A 12304-nucleotide genomic window follows, 5' to 3' on the forward strand; every position below is an offset into this window, starting at 1 on the left:
TTCTTCAGCTGCGGCGGGTCTTGCGCCAGCCGAAGGGGCCGGGAAGGTTCATAGACGTGGTGCGGGACCCGTTACTGCTGCGGGTGCGGCGGGGTCCGTGCTTGCCGCCGGTGGTGATCGACCACGACTTGCGGTTGATATTGAGCCGGACGCCGGGCAGGATCCTGAAGCTCTTGCGGAATGTCAGGGGCACGACCCTATCTCCCTCGTAGACGCAGTGGCGGCCCGAACTGCCTGAATTCAAGGCCGGTTGCCATACGTGTGTCCCTTGCCGCCCTTTTCATGCGCCGACAGCTGGCACCGGGGGACGCTCCGGCAGGCGCAGCGGGGCTTGGCTGACGGGTGCACCCGCTGGGGCCGTCCCACTCCACCAGCTCGGCCACCCTGCCCCGCCCAGGCACCGGCCCACCCCACGGCGCACAACCCCACAACGCCTTTGGTTGGACCGCCCGGACACGCCGCGGTCAGCCCCGGGGCGTGGTGACGCTGAGCGGCGGCGTCATCGTCAACGTTGACGTCAACGCCTGGATGGCCGGCCACTTCCACGGCGAGGACGGCTGCACCGGCTGCCAGGACAAGCGGCCCACCGGCACCGACTGGCAGGCCCGGACGGACACCATCAGCGCCATGCAGCCCGACATCACGAAGTGGTTCAACCGGGAGGTCTGGACGTCCGCCCTCAACGACACGGGCTACGGCGTCACCCGACGCTGACCCAGGGCGTGCTCACCCAGTGGCCGCGGAGCAGGCGCCGCTTCGGGGGCCCGGCGGTGGCGCCGCTCCGGTCTCAGCCGCGCGGCCGGTTCGGGCGGTGCGGACGGTGGGGCCGGTGGGGCCGGCGCCTGCCCGGTGAGGGGTCGGGGGCGGCCTGCGGTGAGGAGAACCCGCCCGGTACCGCGGTGCGCTGCGCCGGCTGCTCCACGGAAGGGGCCGCCGGGGTGGGGACGGCCGGCTTGGCCGTGGCCAGGATGGTGATGTGCGGGATGTTCCGGGCGCAGGTCTGGCAGACCTCGGCCAGTGTCCAGACCTGGCCGACGGCCGGGTTGTGGACGAGGACCCGCAGGCTGGTTCCCGCACAGTGGACGGGGTTCTCGTGGAGGGCGCACTGCGCGCTGCCGCAACTGCAGGCGGCGTTGGGGCGGGTGCCGGCGAGGCGTCCGTGGGCCTTGATGTGCTCGGCGGCGAAGCGGCGCATGCCTGCGGCGTCCTTGGAGCGGGGCGGCATCCGGCACGCGGCGGTGCTGCAGGTGACGGACACGGTGTGATCGTGGTGGCCGGTGAGGCGGACCGTCCAGGTCCGCCCCGGCACGCGTGCTCCGGGCATCAGGGTCAAGTCGGGGTCCCGTCGTTGGGCTGATACGTGCCGACGTTCTGCCGGCTCGTGCAGGGGGACGCCGTGCCGAGGGAGAACGTCCCATGGGCGGCGCGGGGCGCTCTGATCAGAGCGCGCGCAGGACGGCGACTACCGTGCCGAGGATAACGGCGTCGTCGCCGGGGATTCGGCTGATGCGCCGCGTTGTGCGGAATGAGCCAGACCCGGCCGTTCTCGCGGCGCAGCCGCTTGACGGTGGCTTCGCCGTCCAGCATTCGCGGCGCCCGAGCGCCCGGTAGAGCTGCTCCAGCACGCACACCACGTAGGCGTCGCGGTCCACCGCGCCCGGCGGCAGGTGGGGGTTGGAGAACACCGCCTTCTTCCACGCCGACGGCACCAGTTTCTGGACCACCTCGCGCGGCAGCAGCGGCTTCGCCTTGCGCCGCGCCGGCGCGGGCAGCCGCTTCACCGCCTCCGGCACCCGCCGCCCGCCCGAGACCGCCCCCAGCGCGGACGACTCGCCGAGCAGGGACAGGAACAGTCGCACCGTGTTGTATCGGCCGGCCGGCGCGCGGCGCACCTGCGCCTCCGCCTCGTCGTCCCCGGGCGGCAGCAGCTCGTCCAGCAGCGCGCCGCTGCGGCCTCAGCCTCGGCGCGCGGGGTGGCCTCCTCCTCCAGGCCAGGGCCCGGAACATCGCCGCCGCGTCCAGATCGGCGCCCGTCTCGGCGACCAGATCCCGCATCGTCGGCTTGCTGGCCGTGGACCGGAGGACCGGCATGCTGTGGGGGCCCGCGGGCGGCGGCAGCATCGGCATCTTCTGAGTCGGCGGTGCGGGTGGCTGCGTAGGTCAGAGGCTCCCGCACTGGCCCTCGACCGGATCCCTGTTGCGGCGCGCGACTCGCCTCGCGGGCCTCCTGGACATCGCCCATGCTGAGGAGCAGGGCGCTGTCGGCCCGAGACTTGTCCTTGAAGGGGCCAGGAGCGCCTGAGAGGAGGAAGTCATGCGCATGAGAAGAATGCTGGGACTCGCCCTGGCCGCAGTCACCCTGGCCGGCGCGAGCGCGGTCGGTGCTGTCAGCGCTCAGGCCGCCGTGTCTCCGACCATCACCGGGGAAGAATGCGCGGCCGCGGGTGGACAGGTCAAGGAGAACCCGTACAGGGCCTCCACCTGCGTGTTGCCTGACGGAAGTCAGCAGACGATCACGGTGGGTTGACGTCAAGTTCGTCAAGTTCAAGCCGTGAGGCCATTACATGGCCCCTGCTTGGGCCATCCCCCGCGGGCGCGGGGTCGACAACGCTTCCTGAGCTGCTGTTTCATCAGCCCGGGTGGCTGTTCCCATTCAGTTGCTTCGCGGCGGAGGAGACCTGCCAGTACAAGTTGACAATCTTTTATCGGCGGAGCGGCGCGGCACCACGCTATCGCCCCGCCGACCGCAATCCGAGGTCAGCGCAGGAGCTGGGTGCCCCCGGTGCCAAGTCTTCGCTTCCCCCAACCGGACCACGCCGTCATCGCCGCCCGTGGCAGCTGCTCACGGGTGCACGTCCTGCTCCCCTGGGCCCGGGGCGACTGGGGTGAAGCCGGCTGGCGGGGAGCGGCAGCCGGCCATGACGGTGTGCACGGCCAGCCAGCGAAGGGGCGGACCACCTCCAGAAGTGCGATTTCCTGGGCGTCGTGCAGGGGGACCGTGGTCACCCCACCGTGGCGCTTGTAGTCGATGTCCACGGAGCCGACCGAGGGTGATCCACCCCAGGCGCACCACCTCGTCGAAGTCGACCCGTCGGACGCCGAGTCTCCGGGTGGCCTGCTCCGGGCTGCGCCCCGGGAAGCTCACGCCCAGTCCACGATGCGGACGCCGTCGCCGGGGACCAGGACGTTCGTGGGGAACCAGTCCGTGTGCAGCAGCGCGTCGCCGTCGAACAGGGCCGGGTTGGGTGTGTGCTCCCACATGCGGTCCGGCATGGTCCGCACGGTCACCCCGGCGGGGGGCCGTGAGCTGCGACGGCCGGGACAAGGTCTCGGCGACCTGCGGGAGGTCCGGGGAGCCGGGCGTGTAGTCGGCATGCCGGCCGTCACCGTTGCTCACTGCGGCTGGAGTGGAGATGGAACGACTACAGCTACCGCCCTGATCCGCCGGACAGGTCCTGGGCGCCGCCGACGCGCGGGGTCCTCGATACCTTGATGAGCGCCGGCTGGGTGACGCCTGTCGCGCGGAGAGCGTCGATGAGGATCTCAGTGACCCAGGTGGCGCAGTCCAGCGACCACTCGCGGGCGGTGCAGCGGAAGGACTGCCCGTACCGGAGGTGGCCCGTTTCCGTCTCCCCGGCCAGGGGCAGCGCCAGCCCGGACTCCGGGGTGGCGTCATCGGACGGCTCCGGCTCGATGGTGAGTTGCCCGTACGAGCTCTCACGGGCGGCCGCGAGGATCTCGGGCATTCGACCTGGGAGGTCGGCGGTCTTCGTGCCGGCGACCGAGACGGTGAACCCGGCCGAGCCGACGGGATCGGCGAGGGCGAACCACTCGGCGGCCACGGCCAGGTCGGCGCGGGCGTCCGGTGCCTCGTACAAGGGGGCTACGGTGTGCAGGCCGGTGAGGCGGAAGCCGCCGACGCGGTGGAGGGCGTCGCCGAGCACTGTGGCCATCGGGAGCACGGGCAGGCGCTGCCCCGGCGGTGCGTCGGCGACATCGACCTGGAGCCAGGCGAGTTGGCGCACCCTCTCGTCCTCGCCCGTCCGACGGTCGCGCCCCTCCTGTCCCCAGTCGCCACCAGCGTCGTTGTGGCCCCAGCGCACGCCGTGCGGCCCTGCGGCGTGGAAGGAGCTCCAGCCGTAGGCGACCGCACGCCTGACCGCGAGGGCGAAGACGTCCTGGGTCTCGGCGTCCACCCACGGGTGCAGGGCGAGTACGCCGTGGACCCCCATGATCATGGGCGCGGGAATGGAGGCTTCCGGCACGGCGCTCTCCTCGGGCTCGATCGGGCGGTGTCCTGCCCCCGATCGCAGGGGCAGGACACCGAGGTTGCGTCAGAACGACATGTCAGGGCGTCAGAACGCGCCGCACCACAGCTTCTGGGTCTTGGTGACGGCCTTCTCCGGCGAGTCGTTGACACCGATGATGTCCACGTCGATCCGGCTGCGCCACTGCACCTGCATGATGCGGTTCGTGCAGACCTTGCGGGCGGCGGCGCGGTTGGCGCTGCCGGTACCGGAGTACACCGTCTTGCTGCCGGTGGCGACGGTCTTCCACTTGTTGTCGCGGTAGTCCAGTGCCTGGAGCTCGATGGTGACCTTGGCCTTGGTGCCGGGACCGCTGATCTTGACCCACCAACCGTGCCCGGACGCGGCGGCCGGGGCCGTGCTGGATATGTGGACGTTGTCGCCGTTGGTGTAGAAGACGCCGGCGCTCGGAGCGCCCTGCGGCTGCGAGACCGCGGCGGAGTCAGGGCCCTCTTCGCCGAAGATGGCCCCCTCCTCGGAAAGGTCGGCGGGCGTGAGGTCCTCGGAGACGAAGCCCGTGTCCGCCAGCCCATCGGGTTCGGCGGCGTGGACGGGCGCGGCGGTGGAGAGGCCGAGAATGATCGCGGACGAGACCGCGGCAGCGGCTGCGAACGTGCGCATGGTGGTGGATCCCCCTGTGGGCAGAGCCGCCCGAGGCGAGCTCTCATGTACTGGTCGCCCGCCACCCTACAGACCGAAGGGACGGCGTACGCAGGTGATTTCCGCCCCGTGGATCACAGCGGGCCGGGGTTCGGCGCTCATGGCGATGGCGCATCCTGAAGGAGTGTCGAGAGCGGTCCAACAGGGTTGCTGTTCGCATGTAGTTGCTTCTGGGGGCTGGGGACAGCCTGGGCGTCCGGCGATCGCCGGACATCGCGTAGCGACGGGCTGCGAGGCCGTGTTCGAGGGGTTCGACGATCTGGTCGCACTGAGAGGTGGCCGGGGCGACTTCGAGCATCAGCTCCCCGATCTCGTGGCTGCCGTCGGCGAGGTCGTCGACGACGCGGCGCAGCGCTTGGGTGTCCAACACCAAGACCCGGCGCGACAAACTCACCGCCGACCAGCTCGCCGCCCTCGCGCAGCTCGGTGTGGACTGGGCTGGCCGTAGCGGCACCCGAGGCCTCCTTTCCGGTCCGGTCCGGGGGAGACATCGGGGTGAGGCCCCAGCGGGCTTCGAAGGCGCGGGCGGCAATGTGCATGGGCAGCCTGTCCGAAGGCGGCTCCCCGCAGTCCATATTGCACCCCTCTTCCCAGTAGGGTCTGCCGTTGACGCGCTGGGACGAGGCGGGGTCCCACCTGGACAGCTCGCATCCAGGCGTGGCGCTGCTGAGCCGAAGCGCGAGAGTTGTCACCCTCGGGGTGGGGTGAGCCGGCCGTTGGGGCGTGTGGAGCAAGCTGGTTGTCACCGACGAGGCACGCGGCCTGTCACATCAGCCTTCTTTGCCTTCTTTCGTCCCGGCCACCGATCACGGCGGTGACCTCTCCGGTTGCGGGCAGGTGGTTATGCGAACAGGGGAAATCGGGCGGCGTCCGCACCCAAGCGCTGTCGGTCGCTACCGGACAACGACGCGCGTCCGGTCGCCACGCGCGCGTACTGCGCGTCGTCCCACGGCACCGGCGCCGGGTGGCCGAGTAGCCCGTCCAGCGTGCGGCGCGTTTGACCGAGCCCTTCTGCCGAGGGTCCTGGTGCATCGGGAAGCGACACGACGAGGTCAAGGTGGTGGATCGTCGCCTCGACGGCCAGCGTGCGGATCAGATCACCGGCACTCAGTACGTGGCCCTGGGTGGCGACGTACTGGTCGGGCGCGGCACCGGCCGCGGCGTCAACCACTGCGGCTACCGTCTGCGAATACAGCTCGCACAGCTGGTCGACGTGCAAGAACATGCTGGCGACGACCCGAGTGAACCTCCGGCCGTTGGCCGCGCCCACGGCGTCCGGGCGCCAATCCTCCCAGTAGGTGACCGCGTCACGGTCCGGCGTCCGTCCGGCAGGCGTGTGCAGCGCCACCAGGCCGCGCTGCGCGTCGCTCAGGCAGTGGAAGACCAGGTCGCGCACCGACCATCCGGCGCAGCCGGTCGACAGCCACGAGCGCTCATCCGTGATGGTCGTGACGACGGCGTCGAAGGCACCGTAGGCCGCGCGCAGTACGTCGGCCGGACACTGTCCTTCCTCCTCGTAAGGCATGCCCGCGAGGATAAGACGGCTGCCTGTCGAAGAACACCCCGCCGGCCCACCCGCCCGCGTCGGAGAGAGGTGCACGGGCATTGTGCCAATCCACTCGATCCGTGCGCCTTCCGGTGGTGTTCGCCAGCACGGTGACAGCAAGTGCACCCTTGTAACGACCACCTCGGCTCAGCTGCCGGGTCCGCTCCACCGGCGGCGGGTGGGGTCGGAAGGAGACGTCGAAGAGTCGATGTCGGTGAAGTGCGGTGTAGCCGGAGCGGGCCCGGGTCTCCACCGTGATGCCGGTGCTGGTGGCGGCCTCCCGGCGGCGGCCGCGTACTACTGGCTGCCAGTGGGCGCGTACGTCTGTGTCGATGCGGTCCGCGACCGGCTAGGGCGGGATCTTGCGGTAGCGCTCGACCGAGCGCTGGCTGACGCCGAGCTCGGCGGCGGCGTGATCGGCCCCGGCGAGTACACGGCACTCTGCCAGGCCGTCAGCGGGGGCAGCGCCGCGTATCCGACATGCCCTCCCCCGCTGCACCTGTTACAGCGATACAAGCGATGACCACGAAGTTCACCACCTGAGCAGTGGCCGCGCCCGAAGCTGCTGGCCGATGAAGGCGCGGCAGTGGACCGGCGCGGCCAGGGCCCCGCACCGGCCCACCCGTCGACTCGCCGGTCAGGGGGCGTCGATGAGTACTCGGCCGTCGGTCGGCACCGTTGCCGCGAGCCCGTTCGCGTACGCGTTCTGCACGCGGGAGCGCTCCGTCGCGTTGGGTACGGCGTTGGTGCAGGCCGTTCCGGCGCTGGACCCGGACATCAGCTGAGAGCACGGCCCCGGCTTGGTGTCCGGGAGGCCCAGGCTGTGGCCCAGCTCGTGCGCGGCGATGCGCGTCTTGTCGTACCCCTGGCTCACGGCCTGCGCGCCGAGTTCGACTCGGACCTGCCGTCCCGGACGGACCGGGCCGAGGGTGGCCTGTGGCCAGCCGGTGGTGGCGACGATGACGATCTCGGCCCGGGCCCCGGGCGCGGCCTCCACCAGCCGTACGTTGCTGACGTTGGCGTTCCAGGAAGCGACGCCGGCCGCGATGGCCGCTTCCCAGCCGCCGGCCCGACTGTCGTCGTAACGGAGTGTCACTACTGCTGCGGTGGCGTCGGGTATGGGTGCGGGTGCGGGTGCCGCGGTCGCGGCGGTTGCCGCCGCGAGGACCAGCGCGGCGGCGGAGGTGCCGACTTTCAGCCAGGTGCCCAGAGACATGGTCGTCTTCCTTCATGCGTGGGGGGGCCGGCCCCTCGGCGGAGCCGGGGCACTGGAGATGCCGCCACCTCCCGCCTGTGGCACGCGGGTTCGGCCAGCCGCCTCTCCGGAGCCCTAAGAAGGTAGCCCCGAACTCCACCAACCGGTCATGCACCTGCCAGCCAATTCCCAGAGGACTCCAGCCGATGCCCGGTCAGCGGGCGGCACCATCCAGGGGCTCGCGCGACTGCGCCCGGCGAACGGGCTACAGACGGCCACGTCGGCGCAGCCATACGGCTCGGACGGCCCGGCCGTAGAAACAAGGCGGACGCGACGCCAGTTGCTCAGCGGCCGGCTTTCCGCGCCGGGACTGGACCCCGTCGACCACGGGTTCGAGCAGTACCTCGCGCAGCGCAGGGCGTACCACGAGCTCCACGGCACCCTCGGCGCGCTCCGCCGCCTTCGGGACCATCCCCGCGAGCACGGGGGGGCGACACTTTCTGAGCTGCTGTTTCCGCTCCCCTGGCCGGTGCGGCTGCTGCCGGTGGGCGAGGACGGCACCGCGGCCGGGTCCGGCCGGGCCACGCTGTAGTGGGGGTGGTGATGGAGCGAAAGCGGGCCGGCGCCCGAGAGGCGCGGGGGCCGGCGGGTACCGGGAGGCAGGGCGCGCAGGGTCCGGTCGACCATGCGGCCCGCGAGTTCGCAGGACGACTGCTGGTGCCAGGCGGTGTTGTCCATCGGCCCGGCTTTCCACCGGCCGGGGAGCCCCTGCTCGCCTTCGGAGCTTCGGGTGGTGTCGGCCATGCGGGCCGCGAGCAGGGGCGCGAGACCGGACTTGATCATCATCGCGGAGGCGGTCACTCACCGAGGCTGGTTCCGCGCTTACCTGCGACGATGCGGCATCGGGCGCACGACCTGGAGAAGAACGTCCAGAAGCAGCACCGCCTCCCGGCGCGGCGGCCGGTCCACAGGCTTCGACCGCGCGACCTACTGCTGCCGCAAGACCGTCGAACGCTGCTTCGGCCAACTCGGACGCTTGCTCGGCATCGCCAGTCGTTATGAGAAGACCGCCACTTCCGACGAAGCAGCGGTCGTACTCGCAGCCATGCCGATCCAGGCAAGATCATTTCGAGGACGGGGCCTGGTCCGCCGGGGCCCGTGGATGCCCGGTCGGGCGTCCACGGCGATCTGTGACTACACGGCCAGTTCCTGCTGGGCTGCTGCGGGGGCGGGCAGGTCTTGGCCCGACCTGTTCTTCACGAGTTCGACGTTCTCGACGAACAGCTGGAAGAGCAGCTGGCTCGCGCCGAGCTCACGGCCGTTCTTGCCATTGTTGCCCTGCGCGATGCCGAGGCTGTAGGGCTCCTTGTCCTCGGCCTTCACGCCGATGTACCCACCGAGCGTGCCCTCGTTCGCGTTCGCGTTCTGGTAGCCGCCGCCGTTCGCCTTGCGGATCAGGTCGTTCTTGTAGCCCGGACCGAGTGCCATATGGTCCTGGTTGAAGAGGAGTTCATGGGCGCCGGGTTTCAGGGTGAACTTCAGCTGGACTGCGTAGGGGGGACCCTGGGTGTCGTAGTACCCGTCGGCCTGGCCCTGGTCGCCGAGATGGGCACCGATCGTCATGCCGGAGTACCCGTTCTCCCTGAATCCCTTTGCCGTTCCCTGGCCGCCCGCTACGTAGTCCGTCATTTCCTTTCGTGCGGCTTCGTCGCCCCAGTAGGTGAGGGTGCTGTAAGCCTCTTCGAAACTCATGGAGCGGTACAGCTCCATCCGCCCGGAGGTCTCCGGCATCTGCGCCAGATCGGCCAGAAGCCGGGGGCCGACGGACGTGATGATTTCATCGATCCTGCGCGGAGGCTTGCTGGCTTTGAAGCCCTTCGCGCTCTTCTTGGAAGCGGCGATCTGCGTGGACTTGGCCTTGGCGGCGGAGCTGCTCGATCCGCCCAGTCCCGCCTGCTCCTCCCAGTACTCGACCGTCAACCGGTCCTGAGGGCTCGCGACGCGCTGCACCGAGTGGTGAGAACCGTGAGAACCGGACACGGCCGACGGTGCCGCATGACGCTGCACCTCCGCGGTGGCAGCCTGGTGGCCGGGTGCCATGACCCGGCTGGCGTTCGCCTCCGCCTCCCGCTCGAACCGGTCCGACGGGTCGGAGACCTTCAGCCCCGATCCGTTGTCGGTCCCCGCGACCGGCCCTTGGCGCTGCTGGATGACGTGGGTGAGTTCGTGGGCGAGGGTGTGCTTGTCGCTACCGCCGGCGCCGATGACGACATGGCTGCCCGAGGTGTAGGCGCGCGCCCCCACCTCGGCGGCGGAGGCCTTGGCGGCGCTGTTGTCATGGATGCGGACGTCGGAGAAGTCCGCACCGAGGCGGGCTTCCATGTCGCTGCGGGTGGCGGCGTCCATGGGGCGTCCGGGGGCGCGCAGTACGTCGTGAACGGCGACCCGCTGCACCTCGTGCTGTTCGGACTGCTGGTGTCCGCATCCGTCCGTGTGCTGGTGCTGCTCCTGGTCCCGCCCGTGACCGGCCCGCCGGAGCATCTGCACGACCGCGGCGTTGCCCGCACTCGCCTGGAGCCCCATCAGCTCCGCGGATGCCGCGGCCCCCTGCTGCGGGGCCGCGGTACGGCGGGTGGTCTGCAGCAATTGGTCGTCGGTCTTCTGCGTCGGACGGGGGTGCTTGGGACTCACGCGATCGCCTTTCCGGTACGTCGGGGAAGCCGCTTCGCACGGCTGCCAGGCCACACCCCCACCACACCCCCAAGGGGCGGTCACCCGTCGTGACCAGGGGTTCTGAAGCATTATCAGCCAGCCTGCCGACGTGTGGGCCGTGATCGGCGCCTGGCGTCGACTCTCTGCCCGGACGTACATCCGGCCATGCAACCGGAGTGCCCGTTGAGGCAGACCCACCAGGCCCCACCGCGTCGGGCGACCTCCGTGGCTACGTCGCCCCCTCTCGATGCCGTCGATCTGCAGGGGTGTCAAAGGCGATGAAGAACGCGGGGTTCTTGGCGGCGAGCGCGGTGGCGGTGCGGCCGCGGGCGGCTGGCTGCCCGGCGCTGGAGCGCTGGAGGGCCTCGAAGGGCAGCCGGTCGGCTGCGGTGTCCCGGACGACGAGCGCGCGGACCGGGCTCTGGGGCAGTTGCTCGGCGGCCGTGGCCAGGTCGGGGAACCGGTCGTGCACCAGGGCGCCGCGGTGGGTCTGGATCAGCGCCCCGCCACCGGAAGCGGGGGCGGTAGACAGCAGGGCGCGTCGCAGGCTGACCGAGTCGATCGCGCATCGCGACCAGTCCAGCTCGCCGTGGGCGCCGAGTTCGTCCGGACTACGCGGTGGAGCCCGGTCCAGACCCGGGCCTGGCTCCACTGGGCCGAACGTCGGTAGACCGTCTGCCGGCTCGGGCCGAACGCTGGCGGCAGCTGCCGCCAAGTGCAGCCAGAGGTAGTCACGAAGATGGTCGCGGCCAAGGCTTCACGGTCACCCGCTCGACGCCGGCCGCCGCCCTGCGGGCGTATGGCCTCCGTCGACGGCACCACCCGCTGGAACCGCACCCACAATTCGTCCGGCGCCGGGCCGCTCAACCAGATCGGTCATGCACGGTTCAATGAACGATCAAGCCAAAAGAAACGACGTCTTAGGAACAGGACCCCCGCCGTGAGCAACGCCCTTGCACGTCTCCTCGAAATCGTCCCGGCGCCGAGCCGGTCCCGCGACAAGGATTGGGGTGGGGTCGAACGCGCCCTCTCAGTGGAACTCCCAGATGAATACAAGGAGTTCATCGACGTCTATGGAGGAAGTAACTGGGACGACTACCTCTACGTCCTGGAGCCCGACTGTCCCAACAAGCACTACGACCTCCTCATATGGGCCAAGTACCAGTTCGAGGACCTGCAGGACCTGTGGACGGTCGAGAAGAAGCCGACAGAACTGGAGGCCGAGGGATCCGTGCTCATCGCGTGGGCGACCACGGACAACGGAGAATGCCTGTACTGGCTCGTTCTTCCGGGCGTTGAGCCGAACGAATGGACCGTCATGGCGAACGAGGTGAGCGACCGATGGGAACATTATCCCGTATCGTGCACGGAATTCCTCGCGTCCGTCCTTACCGGAGAGTTGCAGTCGAACATCCTCTCCTCCTTGTTCCCCCTGGCCACGCATGAATTCCGCCGCCTCGGTCCGGTGTGACGATGCGGCACTCTGCCGACACACGGGCACGCGCGGCCCGGCGGGATGCTGGGCGGAGCAGCCGCCGATACGCCTGACGGCGCGGCGACCGGGGCACGGAAGGGCCTGCTTCGCACCGCCCTGCTGCACAGGGTGAGGTGGGAACAGTAACGGCCTGCTGATCAGCGCCGCCTTCACGGTCATCGTGCTGCCCAGCCCCGCCGTGACCGAGCTCGCGTCGGCGAAGCCGTGCAGTAGCGCCCGCCCATCGGGAGCGGGCCCTACGTCGACGGAGAGGGACGGCGCTGTTCCGCGCCGGTCGGTCTTCGAGTTCGTGGCGGCGTGCGAGGACGGGAAGAGACGCCCGGGAACCCCAACAGAGCCGATGTTGCGAAGCCGGTCATCACCGGTCCTGTGCGGCGAGGTGCACGGAC

Annotated in this window: 13 protein-coding genes and 3 pseudogenes; 4 read left to right on the plus strand and 12 right to left on the minus strand. The window is 70.3% G+C overall.

The annotated features are described in order from the left end of the window. Positions 1 to 4 precede the first annotated feature (4 nt). Complete coding sequence (locus B6R96_RS00090; protein WP_030390221.1) at positions 5 to 193, minus strand: DUF4236 domain-containing protein; 189 nt, start codon at positions 191 to 193, stop codon at positions 5 to 7. Positions 194 to 477: 284 nt separating this feature from the next. On the opposite strand from B6R96_RS00090, the gene B6R96_RS00095 reads away from it, so the two are divergent. Next, positions 478 to 714, plus strand: a complete 237-nt coding sequence (locus B6R96_RS00095) for a hypothetical protein (protein WP_203351571.1) — start codon at positions 478 to 480, stop codon at positions 712 to 714. 73 nt (positions 715 to 787) lie between these two features. On the opposite strand, the gene B6R96_RS00100 is transcribed toward B6R96_RS00095, so the two are convergent. Next, positions 788 to 1324, minus strand: coding sequence for a hypothetical protein (locus B6R96_RS00100; RefSeq protein WP_159396237.1), 537 nt, complete (start codon positions 1322 to 1324; stop codon positions 788 to 790). Positions 1325 to 1439: 115 nt separating this feature from the next. Beyond that, a pseudogene (locus B6R96_RS00105) lies at positions 1440 to 1587 on the minus strand (LexA family protein); the annotation flags it as partial. A 727-nt stretch (positions 1588 to 2314) separates the two neighbouring features. On the opposite strand from B6R96_RS00105, the gene B6R96_RS00110 reads away from it, so the two are divergent. After that, positions 2315 to 2527 (plus strand): hypothetical protein, encoded by a 213-nt coding sequence (locus tag B6R96_RS00110; protein ID WP_030390945.1) that lies wholly within the window; start codon positions 2315 to 2317, stop codon positions 2525 to 2527. Between the two features lie 614 nt (positions 2528 to 3141). On the opposite strand, the gene B6R96_RS38495 is transcribed toward B6R96_RS00110, so the two are convergent. The 6 genes and pseudogenes from B6R96_RS38495 to B6R96_RS00140 form a co-directional block, all read right to left on the minus strand. Then, positions 3142 to 3273: a hypothetical protein gene (locus tag B6R96_RS38495; RefSeq protein ID WP_257789480.1), complete on the minus strand. Its 132-nt coding sequence runs from the start codon at positions 3271 to 3273 to the stop codon at positions 3142 to 3144. Between the two features lie 155 nt (positions 3274 to 3428). Then, on the minus strand, positions 3429 to 4265 hold the full coding sequence (locus B6R96_RS00115; protein ID WP_203351572.1) for a hypothetical protein: 837 nt from the start codon (positions 4263 to 4265) through the stop codon (positions 3429 to 3431). Between the two features lie 90 nt (positions 4266 to 4355). Continuing rightward, the gene (locus B6R96_RS00120) at positions 4356 to 4928 is read right to left on the minus strand and encodes a hypothetical protein (RefSeq protein ID WP_081521109.1); all 573 of its coding nucleotides are present in this window, start codon (positions 4926 to 4928) and stop codon (positions 4356 to 4358) included. An 880-nt stretch (positions 4929 to 5808) separates the two neighbouring features. Then, complete coding sequence (locus B6R96_RS00130) at positions 5809 to 6492, minus strand: maleylpyruvate isomerase N-terminal domain-containing protein (RefSeq protein ID WP_081521110.1); 684 nt, start codon at positions 6490 to 6492, stop codon at positions 5809 to 5811. Positions 6493 to 6733: 241 nt separating this feature from the next. Continuing rightward, a pseudogene (locus B6R96_RS37835) lies at positions 6734 to 6988 on the minus strand (telomere-protecting terminal protein Tpg); the annotation flags it as partial. 162 nt (positions 6989 to 7150) lie between these two features. Then, the gene (locus B6R96_RS00140) at positions 7151 to 7729 is read right to left on the minus strand and encodes a snapalysin family zinc-dependent metalloprotease (RefSeq protein ID WP_081521111.1); all 579 of its coding nucleotides are present in this window, start codon (positions 7727 to 7729) and stop codon (positions 7151 to 7153) included. Positions 7730 to 8048: 319 nt separating this feature from the next. Between B6R96_RS00140 and B6R96_RS00145 the strand changes: the two genes are divergently transcribed. Next, complete coding sequence (locus B6R96_RS00145) at positions 8049 to 8300, plus strand: hypothetical protein (protein ID WP_081521112.1); 252 nt, start codon at positions 8049 to 8051, stop codon at positions 8298 to 8300. Between the two features lie 602 nt (positions 8301 to 8902). On the opposite strand, the gene B6R96_RS37840 is transcribed toward B6R96_RS00145, so the two are convergent. From B6R96_RS37840 to B6R96_RS38905, 3 genes and pseudogenes are all read right to left on the minus strand, one after another. Beyond that, complete coding sequence (locus B6R96_RS37840) at positions 8903 to 10399, minus strand: eCIS core domain-containing protein (RefSeq protein ID WP_443069873.1); 1497 nt, start codon at positions 10397 to 10399, stop codon at positions 8903 to 8905. A 250-nt stretch (positions 10400 to 10649) separates the two neighbouring features. After that, a complete protein-coding gene (locus B6R96_RS38900) occupies positions 10650 to 11072 on the minus strand; it encodes a hypothetical protein (RefSeq protein ID WP_443070026.1) in 423 nt (140 codons plus the stop codon). 26 nt (positions 11073 to 11098) lie between these two features. After that, positions 11099 to 11257, minus strand: a pseudogene (locus B6R96_RS38905) (transposase); the annotation flags it as partial. 103 nt (positions 11258 to 11360) lie between these two features. Between B6R96_RS38905 and B6R96_RS00165 the strand changes: the two are divergent. Further along, positions 11361 to 11891, plus strand: a complete 531-nt coding sequence (locus B6R96_RS00165) for an SMI1/KNR4 family protein (protein ID WP_081521114.1) — start codon at positions 11361 to 11363, stop codon at positions 11889 to 11891. The last annotated feature ends 413 nt before the right edge of the window (positions 11892 to 12304 follow it).

The organism is Streptomyces sp. Sge12 (assembly GCF_002080455.1).
Lineage (GTDB): Bacteria > Actinomycetota > Actinomycetes > Streptomycetales > Streptomycetaceae > Streptomyces.